This is a genomic window from Variovorax sp. dw_308, assembly GCF_019207085.1.
Taxonomy (GTDB): domain Bacteria; phylum Pseudomonadota; class Gammaproteobacteria; order Burkholderiales; family Burkholderiaceae_C; genus Variovorax.
This window is the reverse complement of record NZ_JAATOM010000030.1, coordinates 48,037-63,598: the sequence shown is the minus strand read 5'-3', so window position 1 is coordinate 63,598 and position 15,562 is coordinate 48,037. Positions and strand designations below refer to the sequence as shown.

Annotated in this window: 18 protein-coding genes and 1 tRNA gene; 13 read left to right on the top strand and 6 right to left on the bottom strand. The window is 65.2% G+C overall.

The annotated features are described in order from the left end of the window. The coding region (locus HCU76_RS32625) for a biotin/lipoyl-containing protein (RefSeq protein ID WP_218511576.1) at window positions 1-154 on the top strand (154 nt) is incomplete at its 5' end. Continuing rightward, a complete protein-coding gene (locus tag HCU76_RS32620; RefSeq protein WP_256354641.1) occupies window positions 151-693 on the top strand; it encodes a VOC family protein in 543 nt (180 codons plus the stop codon). The genes HCU76_RS32625 and HCU76_RS32620, both read left to right, overlap by 4 nt. Before the next feature lie 64 nt (window positions 694-757). Here HCU76_RS32620 and HCU76_RS32615 read toward each other — a convergent pair whose 3' ends face one another. After that, the gene (locus HCU76_RS32615) at window positions 758-1,255 is read right to left on the bottom strand and encodes an Lrp/AsnC family transcriptional regulator (protein WP_218511574.1); all 498 of its coding nucleotides are present in this window, start codon (window positions 1,253-1,255) and stop codon (window positions 758-760) included. Window positions 1,256-1,370: 115 nt separating this feature from the next. Between HCU76_RS32615 and yedA the strand changes: the two genes are divergently transcribed. Continuing rightward, window positions 1,371-2,291, top strand: a complete 921-nt coding sequence (gene yedA, locus HCU76_RS32610) for a drug/metabolite exporter YedA (RefSeq protein WP_218511573.1) — start codon at window positions 1,371-1,373, stop codon at window positions 2,289-2,291. 12 nt (window positions 2,292-2,303) lie between these two features. Here yedA and HCU76_RS32605 read toward each other — a convergent pair whose 3' ends face one another. The 4 genes from HCU76_RS32605 to HCU76_RS32590 form a co-directional block, all read right to left on the bottom strand. Continuing rightward, window positions 2,304-2,936, bottom strand: coding sequence for a LysE family translocator (locus HCU76_RS32605; protein WP_213953902.1), 633 nt, complete (start codon window positions 2,934-2,936; stop codon window positions 2,304-2,306). Further along, window positions 2,933-3,559: an RnfABCDGE type electron transport complex subunit B gene (locus HCU76_RS32600; RefSeq protein WP_256354642.1), complete on the bottom strand. Its 627-nt coding sequence runs from the start codon at window positions 3,557-3,559 to the stop codon at window positions 2,933-2,935. Before HCU76_RS32600 ends, HCU76_RS32605 begins: the two co-directional genes overlap by 4 nt. Before the next feature lie 10 nt (window positions 3,560-3,569). Continuing rightward, window positions 3,570-4,973, bottom strand: coding sequence for a polyhydroxyalkanoate depolymerase (locus tag HCU76_RS32595; protein ID WP_218511571.1), 1,404 nt, complete (start codon window positions 4,971-4,973; stop codon window positions 3,570-3,572). Between the two features lie 89 nt (window positions 4,974-5,062). Continuing rightward, window positions 5,063-6,259 (bottom strand): amino acid aminotransferase, encoded by a 1,197-nt coding sequence (locus HCU76_RS32590; protein ID WP_213953905.1) that lies wholly within the window; start codon window positions 6,257-6,259, stop codon window positions 5,063-5,065. Window positions 6,260-6,417: 158 nt separating this feature from the next. Between HCU76_RS32590 and uvrB the strand changes: the two genes are divergently transcribed. The 10 genes from uvrB to HCU76_RS32540 all read left to right on the top strand — a co-directional run bounded on the left by uvrB (window position 6,418) and on the right by HCU76_RS32540 (window position 15,164). After that, complete coding sequence (uvrB, locus tag HCU76_RS32585; protein ID WP_218511570.1) at window positions 6,418-8,550, top strand: excinuclease ABC subunit UvrB; 2,133 nt, start codon at window positions 6,418-6,420, stop codon at window positions 8,548-8,550. Window positions 8,551-8,765: 215 nt separating this feature from the next. After that, entirely contained in the window at window positions 8,766-9,302 is a 537-nt protein-coding gene (iscR, locus tag HCU76_RS32580) for a Fe-S cluster assembly transcriptional regulator IscR (protein WP_213953907.1), read from the top strand. A gap of 71 nt (window positions 9,303-9,373) precedes the next feature. Beyond that, window positions 9,374-10,594: an IscS subfamily cysteine desulfurase gene (locus tag HCU76_RS32575; protein ID WP_218511569.1), complete on the top strand. Its 1,221-nt coding sequence runs from the start codon at window positions 9,374-9,376 to the stop codon at window positions 10,592-10,594. A gap of 41 nt (window positions 10,595-10,635) precedes the next feature. Continuing rightward, window positions 10,636-11,049: a Fe-S cluster assembly scaffold IscU gene (gene iscU / locus HCU76_RS32570; protein WP_218511568.1), complete on the top strand. Its 414-nt coding sequence runs from the start codon at window positions 10,636-10,638 to the stop codon at window positions 11,047-11,049. A 1-nt stretch (window position 11,050) separates the two neighbouring features. After that, entirely contained in the window at window positions 11,051-11,374 is a 324-nt protein-coding gene (gene iscA, locus HCU76_RS32565; protein WP_218511567.1) for an iron-sulfur cluster assembly protein IscA, read from the top strand. Between the two features lie 60 nt (window positions 11,375-11,434). Next, the gene (gene hscB, locus HCU76_RS32560; RefSeq protein WP_218511566.1) at window positions 11,435-11,953 is read left to right on the top strand and encodes a Fe-S protein assembly co-chaperone HscB; all 519 of its coding nucleotides are present in this window, start codon (window positions 11,435-11,437) and stop codon (window positions 11,951-11,953) included. A gap of 63 nt (window positions 11,954-12,016) precedes the next feature. Next, on the top strand, window positions 12,017-13,873 hold the full coding sequence (gene hscA / locus HCU76_RS32555) for a Fe-S protein assembly chaperone HscA (protein WP_213953912.1): 1,857 nt from the start codon (window positions 12,017-12,019) through the stop codon (window positions 13,871-13,873). 9 nt (window positions 13,874-13,882) lie between these two features. After that, on the top strand, window positions 13,883-14,221 hold the full coding sequence (fdx, locus tag HCU76_RS32550; protein ID WP_213953913.1) for an ISC system 2Fe-2S type ferredoxin: 339 nt from the start codon (window positions 13,883-13,885) through the stop codon (window positions 14,219-14,221). A gap of 73 nt (window positions 14,222-14,294) precedes the next feature. After that, window positions 14,295-15,014, top strand: a complete 720-nt coding sequence (gene dnaQ / locus HCU76_RS32545; protein ID WP_213953914.1) for a DNA polymerase III subunit epsilon — start codon at window positions 14,295-14,297, stop codon at window positions 15,012-15,014. Between the two features lie 75 nt (window positions 15,015-15,089). After that, a tRNA-Val gene (locus HCU76_RS32540) sits at window positions 15,090-15,164 on the top strand. Window positions 15,165-15,407: 243 nt separating this feature from the next. On the opposite strand, the gene HCU76_RS36985 is transcribed toward HCU76_RS32540, so the two are convergent. Beyond that, complete coding sequence (locus tag HCU76_RS36985) at window positions 15,408-15,536, bottom strand: hypothetical protein (protein WP_256354640.1); 129 nt, start codon at window positions 15,534-15,536, stop codon at window positions 15,408-15,410. Window positions 15,537-15,562: the final 26 nt, after the last annotated feature.

Below are 15,562 nucleotides of genomic sequence, written 5' to 3'. Positions count from 1 at the left end.
CCAGAAGGTGCAGGCGGGCGAGAAGCTCGCGGTGATCGAGGCGATGAAGATGGAGAACGTGCTGTTTGCCTCGCACGATGGCGTGGTCGGTACGATCTCGGCGGACAAGGGCGAGTCGCTCGCGGTGGACCAGGTGATCCTGGAGTTCGCATGAACACGAACACGAGCACGAACCAAGGCGCGAGCAGCCCGCTCGTGGGGGCAACGCCCCTGCGCCCCTTCAAGGTGCTGGGCATCCAGCAGATCGCGATCGGCGGCCCGGACAAGCTGCGCCTGCAGAAGCTCTGGGTCGAGATGCTCGGCCTCGAGGTCACCGGCACTTTCCGCAGCGAACGCGAGAACGTCGATGAAGACATCTGCGCCATCGGCAGCGGCCCGTTCAAGGTCGAGGTCGACCTGATGCAGCCGCTCGACCCCGACAAGAAGCCGGCGGTGCACACCACGCCGCTCAATCACATCGGCCTGTGGATCGACGACCTGCCCGTGGCCGTCGGATGGCTGAGCGCCAAGGGCGTGCGCTTCGCCCCCGGGGGCATCCGCAAGGGCGCCGCCGGCTTCGACATCTGCTTCCTCCACCCGAAGGCGAACGACGAATTCCCGATCGCGGGCGAGGGCGTCCTGATCGAACTCGTCCAGGCGCCGCCCGAGGTGGTCGCGGCCTTCGGCGCGTTGCAATCAGCTCCGGCAGATTGAGCCTTTTTCCAGAAACACCACGGAACCGGCTTGGCGGGCCGTCGGTGTCGCCATCGCGCCGATTTCAGGCATTCGTCACTTTCCGGATCGGCGGCTTCACATCCGAGCGCTGCGGCGGCAGCATCGGTTGATGCTCGCGCGCGGGATTCAGGATGATCGAGGTCGCGGTCTCGGTCAGCAGGCAGAACTTCGTGACCACCGCGTCGAGGTGCGCAACGTCGATCACCGCGATCTCCAGCACCCAGCTGTCGTCTCCCGTCACGTTGTAGGCATTGATGCATTCGGGGGTCTGCTGCACCAGCTTGACGACGCGCGCGTACTCCGCGCGCCCGACGCGGATGATGGCGCGGATGCCATAGCCGAGCTTCGATAGATCCACAGTCGCGCGATAGCCGCTGATCACGCCGCAGGCTTCGAGCTTGCGCACGCGTTCGGTGACCGCCGGCTGGCTCAGGTGGACGCGGCGGCCGAGTTCGGCCATCGTGAGGCGCGCATCGGCCTGCAGCTCGGCCAGGATGCGGGTGTCGTAGGCGTCCAATGCGGGGTTCAAGGTCACGTCCATGAATCTCCTTTGAATTCACGGCATTCTGAATGAAGGACCGTGAGTCGCGCATGGTTTTGCGCGCCCGGCCTTCATAGCATTGGAGGCCTATGCTGCCTGCAAGGAATTGAACCGGATGCCTGCCTTGGATTCACTCACGCCCGCCGACGAGCGGGCGCCCATTGCCGCGCGCCCCGGCCTGCCGCCGCTGCTGGTGCTTTGCCTTGCCGCCACGTGGCTGGTCTGGGGCTCGACCTACCTGGCCATCAAGTACGCGTTGCTGAGCTTCGCGCCCTTCCTGCAAATGGGCACGCGATTCCTCGTCGCGGGCGCCTTGCTGGCCGCCTGGATGCGTTGGCGTGGCGCCGCATGGCCGACGCGCAAGCAGTGGCGCAACGCGCTGGTCATCGGCGGCCTGATGCTGGGCGGCGGCATGGGCGGCACGGCCTTCGCCGAGGTATCGGTGGGCTCCGGGCTGGTCGTGGCCTTCATTGCCGTCGTGCCGCTGATGATCGCGCTGCTGAACCTGTTCTGGGGCGTGGTGCCGCGCAAGCTCGAAGCGGTCGGGATCGCTTTGGGTCTGGCCGGCGTCTTGCTGCTCACGCAGGGCAGCGGATTCCAGGCCTCTCCTGCCGGCCTGGCGGCCATCGCCACGGCCTGCATCTGCTGGTCCGTCGGCAGCGTATTGAGCCAGCGAACCCTGCCGTTGGCCGACGGCGCGATGGGCTTCGCCAGCGAGATGATCTGCGGCGGCGCCGTGCTGATGCTGCTGTCTGCATTGCACGGCGAATCCTTCGATTGGCCGCCGCAACCGCTGGCCGTGGCGGCCTGGGCCTACCTCGTGGGGTTCGGCTCGCTGGTCGCGTTCAATGCGTACATGGTCCTGCTGGCCCGCGCACCCGCTGCGCTCGCGTCGAGCTACACCTTCGTCAACCCTGTCATCGCGATGCTGCTCGGTGTGCTGATCGCAGGCGAGACGGTCACGCCGTTCGAATGGGGCGCCGTCACGGTTGTGCTGTCGGGCGTGCTCCTGCTGCTGTGGAAGCCGCGCGCCTGAAGGCCCCCGCGTTCAGACGCCAGGCCGGCGCCAGAACGCGAGCATCGCGGCCAGCGCCCACATCCCCGCCGCGCAGCCGCGGTTGAGCCGCTGCAGGCTGCGCCTGGACAGCCAGCGCATGGCCTGCGTTCCGGCGCCTGCATAGGCCAGCATCACGCAGGTGTCGAGCGACACGAAGATTGCGCCGAGCACCATGTACTGGTGGACCTGCGGCTGCGCGGTATCGATGAACTGCGGCAGGAAGGCCGCGAAGAACAACACGGACTTGGGGTTCGACAAGGCCACCGCAAGGCTGCGCAGCAGGGCGCGTCCGCCTTGCGGCGACTGGCCTTGTTCGGCCAGCGCGGCATGCACGTCTGGCGGCGGTGTGCGCCAGAGCTTCACGCCCAGCCACACGAGATAGATCACCCCCGCCACCCGCAGCGCGTTGAACAGCAACTCCGACGCCGCCATCAACGAACCCAGGCCCAGCGCCACCGCGGTGATCACCGTCGCGCTGCCCATCGAAGCACCCGCGATGCCCCAGCCTGCGCGCCGCATGCCACCCGAGATGCCGTTCGACAGCGCCAGCAGCATGGTCGGCCCCGGCGTGATCGCCAGCAGCAAGGAGGTGAAGAAGAAGAGCAGCAGGGTGTCGAGGGTCATGGTCTTTTCGCGGCGGTCGCACGCGCGCGCGCCAGGGCCGCTTCGACGATGGCGCGCTTGCGGTCCACGGCGGGCGCGGGCGCCTCGTCTGGTTCAGTCAATTCTTGCTGTCCACGCGCTGGTCGATGAGCGGCATGGAGGGCATAGCGCTTCAGCGCGTCCTGGGCCTGGCGTTGCGACCAGGCCTGCCAGCCGCTGCGCCCCGGCGTCACGTCCTCGAGCGAGATGCAGTCGACCGGGCATGCCGGAATGCACAATTCGCAGCCAGTGCAATGCGGCTCGATCACGGTGTGCATGCGCTTGTGGATGCCCAGGATGGCATCGGTGGGGCAGGCATCCAGGCACAAGGTGCAACCGATGCACCAGGCCTCATCGATCACGGCCATGCGCCGCGGCCCTTCGACGCCGAACTCCGCACCGAGCGGGCGAACCGGCTGGCCCGTGATCGCGGCCAGTCGCTCGATGCCTTCGGCGCCGCCCGGCGGGCATTGGTGGATGCCGGCTTCGCCGCTGGCGACGGCCTCGGCATAACCGGCGCAATCGGGGTAGCCGCAGCGGGTGCACTGCGTCTGCGGCAGTGCGGCGTGGATGCGCACTGCCAGCGGCGTCATGTCAACCGGCAGCCGAAAGGAATCAGCGCGCGGCGCGGCGCGTCTTCGCAGGCGCCGCAGCGCTCTTGCGCACAGCCTTCGTCGCCGCTTGCGCCACGCGCTTCTGCGGCGCGCGAATGGTGTCTTCGGCGGTGATGGGCGTGGTCGAGCCGGCGCGCTTCTGCGGCTGGTCATGCGCCGCGATGAACGCCGCGGCCTTCGGATACACCATGTCGCGCCAGCGGCGACCACTGAAGATGCCGTAGTGGCCCGCGCCCTTGGCTTCGTAGTGCTCTTGTTGGGCCGACGGGATGCCGGTGCAGAGCGCATGCGCCGCCTTGGTCTGGCCCGAGCCGGAGATGTCGTCCAGTTCGCCTTCGACGGTCAGGAGCGCGGTGGTGCGGATGTCCTGCGGCCGCACACGTTCGACCTGTCCTTGCGGGTTCTTCACGTCCCAGGTGCCGTTGACCAGGCCGAACTCCTGGAACACCGTGCGGATGGTTTCGAGGTAGTAGTCCGCGTCCATGTCCAGCACGGCGTTGTACTCGTCGTAGAAATTGCGATGCGCCTCGGCGCTGGCGTCGTCGCCCTTGATCAGGTCCTTGAAGTAGTCATAGTGGCTGCTGGCGTGGCGGTCGGGGTTCATCGCCACGAAGCCGGTGTGCTGCAGGAAGCCGGGATACACGCGCCGGCCTTCGCCCGGGAAGCCCTGCGGCACACGGTAGATCACGTTGTTCTCGAACCATTCGAAGCTCTTGTTGGTCGCGAGGTTGTTGACGGCGGTCGGTGACTTGCGCGCGTCGATGGGGCCGCCCATCATCGTCATCGTGAGCGGGGTCTGTTCGCCGCGGCTGGCCATCAGCGAGACCGCAGCGAGCACCGGCACCGTCGGCTGGCACACGCTCACCACGTGGCAGTTGCCGTACTCGCCTTGGAGCAGGCGGATGAACTCCTGCACATAGTTGACGTAGTCGTCGAGGTGGAATTCACCCTCGGACATCGGCACGATGCGCGCGTTCTTCCAATCGGTGATGTAGACCTTGTGGCCCTGCAGCAGGGTGCGCACGGTGTCGCGCAACAGGGTCGAGTAGTGACCCGACAGCGGCGCCACCACCAGCACCACAGGCTGCGCCTTCAGCCTCTGGAGGGTTTGCGGGTCGTCGGTGAAGCGCTTGAAGCGGCGCAGCTGGCAGAAGGGCTTGTCGAGTTCGATGACCTCCTGAATCACGACGTCGTCGCCTTCGACCTTCACGCCCTTGATGTTGAACTCGGGCTTTTCGTAATCCTTGCCGAGGCGATAGAGCAGGTCATAGCCCGCCGCCATGCGTTGCGCCATCGGCAACTGGCCCCAGATGGCGCCGGGGGCATAAAGCTTGGAGGCGGCTTGCGCGAAGTCCGAGAAGGGCTCCATCAAGGAGCGCTGCGCTTCGTAGAACTGATAAAGCATCGGGGGCACCCTGTTATGTAAATGTTGCAGTGCAATGTATCAGCGTGCGCCGCGATGCGTGTAGGGTGAATCCTACAAAAAGTGATTGTTTAGATCACCTCGGCGACACATCTACACACATATTCGATGTTCTTGCTGTTCAGCGCAGCCACGCACATGCGGCCAGTGTCCGTGCCGTAGACGCCGAATTCATTGCGCAGACGCACCATCTGGTCCTTGCTGAGCCCGGAGTAGCTGAACATGCCGATCTGCGTCGTGATGAAGCTCATGTCCTGTTGCACGCCGGCGGCCTTGAGGCCGTCGACGAACTTCTGGCGCATGGCCTTGATGCGGACGCGCATTTCCGCCAGTTCGGCTTCCCAGACCGCGCGGCGGGCCGGGTCGTTGAGCACGGCCGCAACCACGGCGCCGCCGTGGATCGGCGGATTGCTGTAGTTCGTGCGGATCGCGATCTTGAGTTGCGACAGCACGCGGGCGGCTTCTTCCTTGCTCTCGCACAGGACCGACAGGGCGCCGACGCGCTCGCCGTACAGGCTGAAGCTCTTGGAGAACGAGGTCGAGACGAAGAAGGTCAGGCCGGCCTCGACGAACTTGCCGATCACCGCGCCGTCTTCGGCGATGCCGTTGCCGAAGCCCTGGTAGGCCATGTCGAGGAAGGGCGTGAGATTGCGCTCCTTCACGGCGGCGATGACCTGGTCCCACTGCGCCGCGGTGATGTCATAGCCGGTCGGGTTGTGGCAGCAGGCGTGCAGCACGACGATGGTGCCCGGGGCCGCGGCGTTGAGCGCAGCCAGCATGCCGTAGAAGTCGATGCCGCGCGTGGCTGCGTCGTAGTAGGGGTAGCTTTCCACCGGGAAGCCGGCGTTGGTGAACAGCGCGCGGTGGTTTTCCCAGCTGGGATCGCTGATCAGCACGGTGGCGTCCGGGCTCAGCTTCTTCAGGAAGTCCGCGCCCACCTTGAGGCCGCCGGTGCCGCCGATGGCCTGGATGGTGGCCACGCGACCGGACTTCACCGGCTCGCTGTCGGCGCCGAACACCAGGCCCTTGACAGCGTTGTCATAGGCCACGATGCCATCGATGGGGAGGTAGCCGCGCGCTGTCTGCGCCTTCATCATGTCGGCTTCCGCGTCTTTCACGCAGTTCAGCAGGGGAAGCTTGCCGTTGTCGTCGTAATAGACGCCGACGCCCAGGTTGACCTTGTTGGGATTGCTGTCGGCGGCAAATTGTTCGTTGAGGCCCAGGATCGGGTCGCGCGGCGCCATTTCGACGGCGGTGAACAGAGACATGGAGAAAAGTCCTTCGGATGAAATTCGATGCAGCCGGGGTGTCGCCCGGCTTGCGCAGGTGCTCGGGGCCCGTACACCGGCACGGATCCCGGCGTACTCGGTTAGCCTAACGAGTTCGCTTGAATTTTACCGACCGGGCCGCATTTCTCCCGAACCCCATGCCTGAAATCACCGAAGTCATCCCCGAACGGCAACATGCCGAGCCTGTCGGCCCTGTGAAAGAGGGCGAGTTCGTCAAGTTTCCCGGGTCGCCTTTCGAGCTGTTCCAGCCCTATCCCCCGGCCGGCGACCAGCCCACGGCCATCGAAGGCCTCGTCACCGGCGTGGAGGACGGTGAGGTGTTCCAGACGCTGCTCGGCGTCACGGGTTCGGGCAAGACTTTCACGATGGCCAACGTGATCGCCCGGTTGGGTCGCCCGGCGATCGTGTTCGCGCCCAACAAGACGCTGGCCGCCCAGCTTTACAGCGAGTTCCGCGAGTTCTTCCCGCACAACGCGATCGAGTATTTCGTCAGCTACTACGACTACTACCAGCCCGAGGCCTACGTGCCGCAGCGCGACCTGTTCATCGAGAAGGACTCGTCCATCAACGAGCACATCGAGCAGATGCGACTGTCGGCCACCAAGAGCGTGCTGGAGCGTCGCGACACGGTGATCGTGGCCACGGTGAGCGCCATCTACGGCATCGGCACGCCAGAGGACTACACGCAGATGCGATTCATCATGCGCGTGGGGGACAAGATCGGCCAGCGCGACGTGATCGGCCGACTGATTCGCATGCAGTACACGCGCAATGAGCAGGATTTTTCGCGCGGCACCTTCCGCGTGCGTGGCGACACCATCGACGTGTTCCCGGCCGAGCACAGCGAGCTTGCGATCCGCATCGAACTCTTCGATGACGAGATCGAGACCCTCCAACTGTTCGACCCGCTCACCGGGCGCATCCGCCAGAAGATCCCGCGCTTCACCGTCTACCCGTCGAGCCACTACGTGACGCCACGCGACAAGGTGATGACCGCCGTCGAGACGATCAAGATCGAACTCGCCGGCCGGCTCAAGGAACTGGTCGGCGCAGGCAAGCTGGTCGAGGCGCAGCGTCTGGAACAGCGCACCAGATTCGACCTCGAAATGCTCGCCGAGATCGGCCACTGCAAGGGCATCGAGAACTACTCGCGCCATCTCTCGGGTGCGGCACCCGGCGACCCGCCCGCCACGCTGACCGATTACCTGCCGAAGGACGCACTGATGTTCCTCGACGAGAGTCACCAAATGATCGGCCAGCTCGGCGGCATGTACAACGGCGACCGCGCGCGCAAGACCACGCTGGTCGAATACGGCTTCCGCCTGCCGTCGGCGCTGGACAACCGGCCGCTCAAGTTCGACGAGTTCGAAACGCGCATGCGGCAGGCCATCTTCGTGTCGGCCACGCCCGCGCAGTACGAGAAGGACCATGCCGGCAACGTGGTCGAGCAGCTCGTGCGACCGACCGGCCTCATCGATCCCGAGGTCGAAGTGCGCCCGGCCACGCACCAGGTCGACGATGTGCTCGGCGAGATCCGCCTGCGCGTCGAGAAGAACGAACGCGTGCTGATCACTACGCTGACCAAGCGCATGGCCGAGCAACTCACCGACTACCTGAGCGACAACGGCGTCAAGGTGCGCTACCTGCACAGCGACATCGACACGGTGGAACGAGTCGAAATCCTGCGCGACCTGCGCCTGGGCTCGTTCGACGTGCTGGTCGGCATCAACCTGCTGCGGGAAGGCCTGGACATCCCCGAGGTGTCGCTGGTGGCCATCCTCGACGCCGACAAGGAAGGCTTCCTGCGCGCCGAGCGCTCGCTGATCCAGACCATCGGCCGGGCCGCCCGCAACCTCAACGGCAAGGCGATCCTCTACGCCGACAAGATGACCGACTCGATGAAGAAGGCCATCGGCGAGACCGAGCGCCGTCGCGCCCGGCAGGTCGCCCACAACGAGGCGAACGGCATCACGCCGCGCAGCATCGTCAAGCAGGTGCGGGACCTGATCGATGGCGTCTACAGCGAGAAGACCGGCAAGGAAATGGCCAAGCAGGAACTCGAGCGGGCCAAGGTCGAGGACATGAGCGAAAAGGACGTGTCCCGCGAAATCAAGCGGCTAGAGAAGCTCATGCTCGAGCACGCACGCAACCTCGAATTCGAGAAGGCGGCCCGTGTGCGCGACCAGTTGGCGCTGCTGCGCGAGCAGGCTTTCGGCGCGCGCGGCGGCGACAACATCGCCGTGCTGACGCCCGGCGAATCGCGCGCCTGAATCTTCCCCGCGGCCGATCGGGGTTTACCCGAGCAAGCCGGAGGGCTTTCTGGTATACTTGACCGAAATAGTCAACAACAACCGAACTCCCGATGAAGGGCCGGCTCCAACCGGATAGCAACACCAATGGTTAAGAGCCGGGAAGGGCGGAGACGACGCTACCGAGCCTACCCGGCACGGTGTCATTTCAACGGTAAGCACACAAGGAGCTTGCGATGCGCCTCACCACCAAAGGCCGTTTTGCGGTCACTGCGATGATCGACCTGGCACTCCGCCAGAACACGGGTCCGGTCACGCTGGCCGCGATCAGCCAACGGCAGCAGATTTCGCTGTCCTACCTGGAACAGCTGTTCGGCAAGCTGCGTCGCCACGAACTGGTCGAATCGACCCGCGGCCCCGGCGGCGGCTACTCGCTCGGCCGCAAGGCCTCTGAAATCACCGTGGCCGACATCATCGTGTCGGTCGACGAACCGATCGACGCCACCCAGTGCGGGGGCAAGGAAAACTGCCTCGGCGAAGCCGGTCGCTGCATGACGCACGAACTCTGGGCCTCGCTGAACCAGCGCATGGTCGAATTCCTGGACTCGGTCACGCTGCAGAAGCTCGTCGACGACCAGCTGGCCAAGGGCGTGCAGGTCGAGAACAAGCCGGTCGTGAAGCGCGCGATTTCGCCGCAGCCGGTGGTCAAGCCGATCCGTGTCAACGCACCCAACTCGGTGTTCGCGCTCGGCAACGTCTTCGCCAAATCCTGACCGGGCCGGCGCCTGCGGGCGCTGTCCCTGACGACATCATCAACCCCATCCTTCGCCAGCCCGAGCCAGCCATGGACGTCACTCCTCATTTCCCGATCTACCTTGATTACGGCGCCACCACGCCGGTGGACCCGCGCGTCGTCGACGCGATGATCCCCTGGCTGCGCGAGCACTTCGGCAATCCGGCATCCCGCAGCCATGCGTGGGGCTGGGAGGCGGAAGAGGCCGTCGAGAAGGCCCGCGGCGATGTCGCCGACCTGATCGGCGCCGACCCGCGCGAGATCGTCTGGACATCCGGCGCCACCGAGTCGAACAACCTGGCGCTCAAGGGCGCCGCGCACTTCTACAAGGGCAAGGGCAAGCACCTGATCACGGTGAAGACCGAGCACAAGGCCGTGCTCGACACCATGCGCGAGCTGGAGCGCCAGGGCTTCGAGGTGACCTATCTCGACGTCGAGGACAACGGCCTGCTCGACCTGGACAAGTTCAAGGCGGCGATCCGCCCCGACACCATCCTCGCCAGCGTCATGTTCGTGAACAACGAGATCGGCGTGATCCAGGATGTGGTCGCGCTGGGCAATGCTTGCCGCGAAAAGGGCGTGATCTTCCACGTCGACGCGGCGCAAGCCACCGGCAAGGTCCACATCGACATGGCCAAGCTGCCAATCGACCTGATGAGCCTGGCCTCGCACAAGACCTACGGCCCCAAGGGCATCGGCGCCCTGTACGTACGCCGCAAGCCGCGCGTGCGGCTCGAAGCGCAGATGCACGGCGGCGGCCACGAGCGCGGCATGCGTTCGGGCACCTTGCCCACGCACCAGATCGTCGGCATGGGCGAAGCCTTCCGCATCGCCAAGCTCGAGATGGACGAGGACATCGCCAAGGCGGCCGCGCTGCAGAAGCGCCTGCTCGACGGCCTGAAGGACATCGAGCAGGTGTTCATCAATGGCGATCTCGAGCGCCGCGTGCCGCACAACCTGAACATCAGCTTCAACTATGTCGAAGGCGAGTCGCTGATCATGGGCATCAAGGGCCTGGCGGTGTCGTCGGGCTCGGCTTGCACCTCGGCCAGCCTGGAGCCCAGCTATGTGCTGCGCGCACTCGGCCGCAGCGACGAACTGGCCCATAGCAGCCTGCGCATGACCATCGGCCGCTTCACGACCGAGGAAGAGATCGACTACGCGATCTCCACCATCAAGCACAACGTGGCGAAGCTGCGCGAACTCAGCCCCTTGTGGGAGATGTTCAAGGACGGCATCGACATCAGCACCATTCAATGGGCAGCGCATTGATCGCGATGCACTGAACCCGCAGAATCAAAAGAGGTAACCCCATGGCATATTCATCCAAGGTCATCGACCACTATGAGAATCCCCGCAACGTCGGCTCCTTCGAAAAGGGCGACGACACGGTAGGCACCGGCATGGTCGGCGCGCCGGCTTGCGGCGACGTCATGAAGCTGCAGATCAAGGTCAACCCGGAAACCGGCGTGATCGAAGACGCCCGCTTCAAGACCTACGGCTGCGGCTCGGCCATCGCCTCGTCCTCGCTCGTGACCGAATGGGTCAAGGGCAAGACGCTCGACCAGGCTGCTGCGCTCAAGAACGCGCAGATCGCCGAGGAACTGGCGCTGCCGCCGGTCAAGATCCACTGCTCGATCCTCGCGGAAGACGCGATCAAGGCAGCCGTGAACGACTACAAGGCGAAACACGGCGCGGCCGTCGCCGCGACGGAAGCGACGCACTGAAATGGCCGTTACGCTCACTGAAGCAGCCGCGCGTCATGTCACCCGCTATCTCGGTAAACGGGGCAAGGGCGTGGGTGTGCGGCTGGGCGTCAAGACCACCGGCTGCTCGGGCCTGGCCTACAAGCTCGAGTACGTGGACGAGTTGGCGCCCGAGGATGTCGTTTTCGAGGACCGCGGCGTGAAGGTCCTGGTCGACCCCAAGAGCCTGGCCTACATCGACGGGACGCAACTCGATTTCGTGCGCGAAGGATTGAACGAAGGCTTCAAGTTCCTGAACCCGAACGAGCGCGACCGTTGCGGCTGCGGAGAGAGTTTCCGGATCTGAATCACGGCTCCCGGAGCCTCGAGCCGCCAACATGTCATGTGCTGGCGGCTTTTTATTGCCATGCAACTCAACGACACCGATTTCCAGCTGTTCGACGTGCCCGCCACGTTCGCGCAGGACCGTGCCAGGCTGGACGCGCGCTGGAAGGAACTCCAGCGCGAGGCGCACCCCGATCGATTCGCGGCCCAGGGCGCCGCCGCGCAACGCGTGGCGATGCAGTGGTCGGTGCGCATCAACGAGGCCTACCAGCGGCTCAAGGACCCGATCAAGCGTGCGAGCTACCTGTGCGCGCTGAACGGGTCGCCGATCGATGCCGAGAACAACACCGCCATGCCCGCTGACTTCCTGATGCAGCAGATGGAATGGCGCGAGGAACTCGACGAGGTCCATGACGAAGCCGGCGCCGACAGGCTACGCGGCGAGGTGGACGCGAGCCGCGTGCGCGCGCTGTCCTCGCTCGATTGGCTCATCGATGAAAACGTCGACTACCCGGGCGCGGCCGGGCAGGTCAGAGCCCTCATGTTCATTGAGCGCTTCGCCGAAGACATCGATGCCAAGTCGGCACAGTGGGGACAATAGACGCATGTACCGCCCCCACGCTCACTACTTCATGCATTTGCTGCCTCGCAGGCGGGAGGCTTGATGGCACTACTCCAGATTTCAGAACCGGGCCAGGCGCCTGACCCGCATCAACGACGCATCGCGGTCGGGATCGACCTGGGCACGACGCACTCGCTCGTTGCCGCGATCCGCAACGGCGTGGCCGAGTGCCTTCCTGATACCGAGGGGCGCGTGCTGCTGCCTTCGGCGGTGCGCTACCTCGATCGCGAGCGTCGCCAGATTGGCTACGACGCACTGGCCGCTCGCACCGACGACCCCGGCAACACGATCACCTCCGCCAAGCGCCTGATGGGCCGCGGCATGGCGGACATCGCCAACCGCCATGCCATGTCGTACACCCTGGTGGACGAAGGCGGCATGGTCAAGCTCGACACCATCGCCGGCGTGAAGTCGCCGGTCGAAATCAGCGCCGAGATCCTCGCCACCTTGCGCTATCGCGCCGAGGACAGCTTCGACGACGAGCTCTACGGCGCCGTCATCACCGTGCCGGCCTATTTCGACGAGGGCCAGCGGCAGGCCACCAAGGATGCGGCCGAACTGGCCGGCCTCAACGTGCTGCGCCTCATCAGCGAGCCGACCGCCGCCGCGATCGCCTATGGCCTGGACAACGCCAGCGAAGGCGCCTACGCGGTGTACGACCTCGGCGGCGGCACCTTCGACATATCGATCCTGCGGCTCACCCAAGGCGTGTTCGAAGTGATTGCCACCGGCGGCGACTCCGCACTCGGTGGCGACGACTACGACCACGCGCTGGCCGATCACGTGCTGGCCCAGGCCGGCCTGACGGTCGAAAGCGGCGCCGACAAGGCAGCCTTGCTGATCGCGGCACGTGCGGCCAAGGAGGCGTTGACTGCCGGCGAGTCGGTCAACTTTCATGCGGGCTTGTCGGTCGGGACCATCAACCAGCGCCTGACGCGCGATCAGTTCGACGCGGCAACCCGGCCGCTCACGGACCGCACCGTTGCGGCCGTGCGCAAGACCTTGCGCGACGCGAAGCTCAAGCCGGACGACCTCCAGGGCGTCGTGCTGGTCGGCGGCGCCACCCGCATGCCGCAGGTCCGCCGCGCCATGGCCACGTTCTTCGGTCGCGAGCCGCTCACGAACCTCAATCCGGATGAAGTCGTGGCGCTCGGCGCGGCGATCCAGGCGAACCAGCTGGCGGGCAACGGCGGCTCCGGCGACCTGCTGCTGCTCGACGTCATCCCGCTGTCCCTCGGCATCGAGACCATGGGCGGCCTGGTCGAGCGCATCGTGCCGCGCAACCAGACCATCCCGACCGCGATGGCGCAGGACTTCACCACCTACCAGGACGGCCAGACCGCGCTGGCCCTGCACGTCGTGCAAGGCGAACGCGACCTGGTCGCCGACTGCCGCAGCCTCGCACGCTTCGAACTGCGCGGCATCCCGCCGATGGCCGCTGGCGCCGCGCGCATCCGCGTGACCTTCACCGTCGATGCCGATGGCCTGCTCAGCGTTGGCGCGAAGGAGCAGGGCAGCGGCGTGGAAGCGCATGTCACGGTCAAGCCCTCGTACGGCCTGTCGGACGACCAGATCGCCACGATGCTGCAGGAGAGTTTCTCGACCGCCGCCGCCGACATGCAGGCGCGTGCCCTCGTCGAGGCCCGCGTCGATGCGGATCGCATGCTGCTGGCCACGCAAAGCGCGCTCGATGCCGACGGCGACCTGCTCGATGCCGATGAACGCGCCGCCATCGAAGCGCTGATGAACGCGCTGCGCGACGCACGCGGTGCCGATGAGGCCGCAGTCGTCGAAGCCGCCACCAAGGCGCTCGCGGACGGCACCGAAGCCTTCGCCGCACAGCGCATGAACCAGGGCATCGCACGCGCCCTGTCGGGCCGCAAGCTCGAGTCTCTCTAGAAAAAACGAATGCCCACGATCAAGATCCTTCCCCACGCCGAGTACTGTCCGCAAGGCGCCGAAATCAGCGCACCCGCCGGCACCTCGATCTGCGAGGCTTTGCTCGACCACAAGATCAACATCGAGCATGCCTGCGACATGAGCTGCGCCTGCACCACCTGCCACGTGATCGTGCGCCAGGGCCTCAACTCCCTGAACGAAGCCGATGAAGCCGAGGAAGACCTGCTCGACCGCGCCTGGGGGCTTGAACCCCAATCGCGCCTGAGTTGCCAGGCCATCCTCGCGCAGCAGGACGTGACCGTCGAGATCCCGAAGTATTCGATCAACCACGCCAAGGAAAATCACTGATGAGCGCAGCCGAGCAAGCGCGCAGCCCCTGGGAGCGCGGCCAGGACACACGGCGCCAAGTCGGGAGAGGCCTGTGAGTCGCCAGATCGTCCTAGACACCGAAACGACGGGCCTGTCCGCGGAGAACGGCGACCGCGTGATCGAACTGGGCTGCGTGGAGTTGTACGCGCGCAAGCTCACCGGCAATGACCTCCATCTCTACTTCAATCCCGAGCGCGACAGCCATGAGGACGCCCTCAAGGTGCACGGCCTGACGACGGACTTCCTGCGCGACAAGCCCAAGTTCGGCATTCTTGCGAACGATGTCGTCGAATACCTGCGCGGCGCGGAGTTGATCATTCACAACGCGGCTTTCGACGTCGGCTTCCTCAACAAGGAACTCGAACTCGCCGGCCTGCCGCCGTTGCACACCTTCGTCGGCGAAGTCACCGACACGCTGGCCATGGCCAAGCAGCTGTATCCCGGCAAGCGCAACTCGCTCGACGCGCTGTGCGACCGCTACGGTGTCGACCGCTCCAACCGCACCTTCCACGGTGCGAAGCTCGACGCGCAGTTGCTCGCCGACGTCTACATCAACCTCACGCGCGGCCAGGACGCGCTGCTGATCGACGTGGGTCAGGACGAACCCGAGATCGGCACGGTCGTCGCCATCGACCTGCGCCAGTTCACTCTGCCGGTGTTGATGGCGGGCGAACAGGAACTCGCTGCACACGAGGCCGCGTTGCTTCAACTAGACAAGGCCAGCAACGGCCGCACGCTGTTTCGCCAGAACGCTGAAAATTCTGTGGCATAATCTGAGGCTTCGCATGAACGTGCGAAGCAATACTGACGGTGCCAACAACCCAAGCGGTTGCACAGGTTCCGATCAGGGCGGTTAGCTCAGGGGTAGAGCACAGCATTCACACTGCTGGGGTCGGAGGTTCGAAACCTCCACCGCCCACCATTCGAGAAACAGCGTTTAGCAGATCGATTCGGCGTCTGCCCTGTGTAATCCGCTGTGCAAAATCATGCGAAAGCCTTGTCCAACGCAACGCGCTGCTGTTCAACCTGCATGTGAGCGTAGCGCTGCGTCGTGGTCACTGCCGCGTGCCCGAGGATCGTGCTGACGGGTGTAGAGGCCGCCCCTGCTGGCGATCGGGATCGAGACGCAGGAATGGCGCAGGTCGTGCAAATTCACGTGCTTCATTCAGTCTCGGCGTTCGCGCCGCGCCTCTTCTATCGACCGGCCAGTGATCAGCGTGTGAAGGAAGTTGCCGACGAACGCGATCACTACCAGCGCGATCGCTTTCCAGAGAAGGAAGCCGGTGAAGTCCATCGGCGAATATAGGCATAGGTCCGAAG